This window comes from Synechococcus sp. R8-2 (genome assembly GCF_047461715.1).
Classification (GTDB): domain Bacteria; phylum Cyanobacteriota; class Cyanobacteriia; order Thermostichales; family Thermostichaceae; genus Thermostichus.
In genome coordinates this window covers 1-3,292 of record NZ_JANSHQ010000210.1, presented here as the reverse complement: position 1 = coordinate 3,292, position 3,292 = coordinate 1, and the positions used below count along the sequence as shown (strand labels likewise).

General features: G+C 58.5%; 4 protein-coding genes. 2 read left to right on the top strand and 2 right to left on the bottom strand.

Annotated features, from left to right (window positions below; translation table 11 throughout):
• Window positions 1-14: 14 nt before the first annotated feature.
• Both NW819_RS05730 and msrB read right to left on the bottom strand, forming a co-directional pair.
• Window positions 15-818: an FTR1 family iron permease gene (locus NW819_RS05730; protein ID WP_414413170.1), complete on the bottom strand. Its 804-nt coding sequence runs from the start codon at window positions 816-818 to the stop codon at window positions 15-17.
• Between the two features lie 49 nt (window positions 819-867).
• The gene (msrB, locus tag NW819_RS05725) at window positions 868-1,371 is read right to left on the bottom strand and encodes a peptide-methionine (R)-S-oxide reductase MsrB (protein ID WP_414413169.1); all 504 of its coding nucleotides are present in this window, start codon (window positions 1,369-1,371) and stop codon (window positions 868-870) included.
• 263 nt (window positions 1,372-1,634) lie between these two features.
• Here msrB and ndhN point away from each other — a divergent pair, with 263 nt between their 5' ends.
• Window positions 1,635-2,078, top strand: coding sequence for an NAD(P)H-quinone oxidoreductase subunit N (ndhN, locus tag NW819_RS05720; RefSeq protein WP_414344253.1), 444 nt, complete (start codon window positions 1,635-1,637; stop codon window positions 2,076-2,078).
• A gap of 88 nt (window positions 2,079-2,166) precedes the next feature.
• Window positions 2,167-3,207 (top strand): LdpA C-terminal domain-containing domain, encoded by a 1,041-nt coding sequence (locus tag NW819_RS05715; RefSeq protein ID WP_414413168.1) that lies wholly within the window; start codon window positions 2,167-2,169, stop codon window positions 3,205-3,207.
• Window positions 3,208-3,292: the final 85 nt, after the last annotated feature.

Sequence of the window (3,292 nt, the reverse complement as noted above, 5' to 3'; positions counted from 1 at the left end):
GTGGAGAGCGTTTTTCACGAAGAAAGCCTCTGAGCAGAATCAGCCCGCAGCCATTGCCTCACCCACAAGGCGAAAGCTATTCCCAGCAGCACCAGTTGGGGGAGCAGCGTCTGCCAAGTGGGATATATGCCCAGCCAGCGCAGCTTTGGGATCCCGACCAGGGGGGTGATGGGCAGCCAGTCCGCCACCTGCAGAGCGTGCAGGCCACTGCCCAAAAACTTAAAGCCCAAGTAGAAAATCAGCAGACTTAGGCCCCGGAAAAAAACTCCCAGCGGCAATTTCAGCCCCACCTGCAGCAGCAAGATCGCCAGTGCCACCAACACCAGGGATCCCAGGCCGATCCCCAGCCAAAAATCTTTTGCCGAGAGGGAAGGGGCCAACCCCACATAAAACAGCACCGTTTCCGCCCCCTCGCGAAACACCGCCACAAAGGCCAGAAAAGCCAAGGAAAAAACCTGACCCGTGGCCAGTGCCGCCTGCGCCTGTTCCCGCACAAAGGTTTGCCAAGAAGCCACTGCAGCCCGGCGGTGCAACCAAAGGCTGACCGAGAACAACAAACCTGCTGCCACCAGCCCGGTGATCCCTTCCAGCACCTCTTGTCGCGTGTGGGTGAGCATCTGCTGGAAAAACAGCTTCACCAGCAGACCGAGCATCACCGCTGCCAGCAAGCCCGCGGATCCCCCTATCCACACCCAGCGCTTCTGAGCCGATTGCCCGCTCTTGCTCATAAGGGCCAGCAGTGCCACCAGCACCAAGAGAGCTTCCAGGCCCTCCCGCAGCAGAATCGAAGCAGCGTCCAGGAACGTGTAGTCCGACATAGGCTCACCCAGACAGGCGGCTCAGTTTTAGCTGGAGCCAAGAGGATTTCTAAGTGGTGGCTGGGATGAACTTGAGGGCAGCAGAATTGATGCAGTAGCGCAAACCCGTGGGTGGGGGGCCATCCCGAAACACATGCCCCAGATGCCCACCGCAGTTAGAGCAGTGGACTTCCGTGCGGGGCACAAACAATTTCCAGTCCGTCTTGGTGCCGATCACATGGGGAGCAATCGGCTCCCAAAAGCTGGGCCAACCGGTGCCACTGTCGTACTTGGCCGCCGAGGAAAACAGCTCCTGCCCACAGCCGGCACAGACATAGATACCTGGGGCCTTGTTGTCGTAGTAAGCGTTGCGGAAGGGGGGCTCAGTGCCCTCTTGGCGCAGCACATAGTATTGCTCTTCGGTGAGCAGTTGCCGCCACTCGGCGTCGGTTTTGGTGAAGGGATAAGTCTGTTGGGCCATTGCTCTTTGCTCTCCTGCTAAGCTGAGGGGTGCTGTAATCAACCCGGCCACCGCCAAGGTCAACAGCTCGCGTCGTCGCATCGTGAGGTTCATCTGTTGTCGCTGTGTAAGTGGCGGGGAGGCCATCCCTACTAGGGGGATCCATCCGCCTTTGTCCGCCACCTGTGGGTTGAGACCTGCAAGCAGGTTACCCGTATCTTAACCCTTCTTTACGCTCCCTTCTGCAAAACAGGGAGATAGCCAGTATTCTATGGGTTCCATTGGCAGCTTCTATCCCCAGCTTCAGGCGCCATCCCGTTACAATGAGCGCAGGTGGGCTGCTTGTCCAACCCTAGACGAGTAATGGAGTTTTTCCTATGCTGCTGGTCGGCTCAGGTGCAAAGTTTGTGCAGCAACTGGAGCAATCTGGGGCTTTGGCCATCTTTGTAACCCCAGAGGGGGGATCCGAAGGGCACTACCTGCGGCGGCTGCGCGGAGCTGGGTATGAGGTGGTCACCCTCTCCAGTAAGGGAATCGGGGATCTGGCCAGCTATTTGACGCGCATTCATGGGGTACGGCCTGCCACGCTGGGCAAATCGGAGCGGCGCACCTATTTTTTCCCGGCGTTGATCGAGCAGTATCGGGCCACCTTGCCCCCAAAAGCTAAGGGGTTGGTGTTCTGGTTTTACGAAGGGCATGTGTTCAGCCAACAGGAACTCTCCTACCTGGTGAAGCTGAGTCGGGAAGACAAGGGAGTGAAGTTTGTGGTGGAACTGGGCCGAGAACGGTCAATTCGTTGGCAACCTCTGCAGAGCGCCTGAACCTCTCTTCAGGATCCTCGAAATTTCTTTGCTACCATCTCAAATAGATGGCCTGCGGCTCAGATTCCCATCCTGCTAGCGGCTTCTTGTGCCTGTGACCTTGCCAACCGCCTCGCTGCAACAGGGTACCTGGTTTAAGTTGATCTGCGGTGCAAGTTTCCACCACTTGCCCTCGGTTCGGGAGCTGGCTTTCCTTTACACGCTGGCCGGGGCAGATTGCATTGATGTTGCTGCCGATCCGGCCATAGTGCGGGCCGCTCAACAAGGGATCCAACGGGCACAAGCCGAAGATCCCCAGGCGGGATCCCCTTGGTTGATGGTCAGCGTCAATGACGGCGAAGACGTCCATTTCCGCAAGGCGGTGCTGACGGCTCCCGTCTGTCCTGCCGACTGTCCTCAGCCTTGTTTGGCAGTCTGTCCTCCCCATGCCTTGACACAGGCAGCCCTTCCTGCTCAAGTCCACATCCAGACAGAGCTGTGCTACGGCTGTGGGCGCTGCGAGCCGGTTTGCCCCCACCGGCGCATTGCTACCTTCGGCTACCAAGTGGCTCTGTCAGAAGTCTTGCCGCCTTTGGTCGAGCTGGGCATTCAAGCGGTGGAGATTCACACCTGCATCGGTCGCCAGAGGCCATTCGAGGAATTGTGGGGATCCCTGAAGCCCTGGCTACCTCAGCTCCAGGCCATCTCGATTAGCTTTAACGATGGTCCGGGCCTAGAGGCTTACTTGAGGGATTTGCTGGCCCTCATGGATCCCTTGCCGGAGGTGTTGATCTGGCAGGTGGATGGCCGGCCTATGAGTGGGGATATTGGAGCTGGCACCGGCAAAGCTGCCCTAAAGTTGGCCGAGAAGGTGCTGAACATGGGTCTGCCGGGCTATGTGCAATTGGCAGGAGGAACCAACGCCCAAACGGTGCCGCTGTTGGATCCCCGGTGGCCGGTGGCGGGGGTGGCCTTCGGCAGCTATGCGCGACAGTTGGTGTCAGCCTATCTGGAAGGGCCAGCCCACAGCTCATCGGAGTCAGGATGGAATCCTGGATTGGCGGCAGGGATCCCGTTGGCCAAGCAGTTGGTGCAGCAAGTAAAGCGGCGATCCGTTGCTTTTAGGCAAACCTGTTTTTCCTGCGTTTAACGACGTTGCTCAGCCATGAGTTTCCCCGTACAGCCCTCAACCCCAAGTCCGTCGATGGATCCGGAAAGTGCTCCGCACCGCTTAC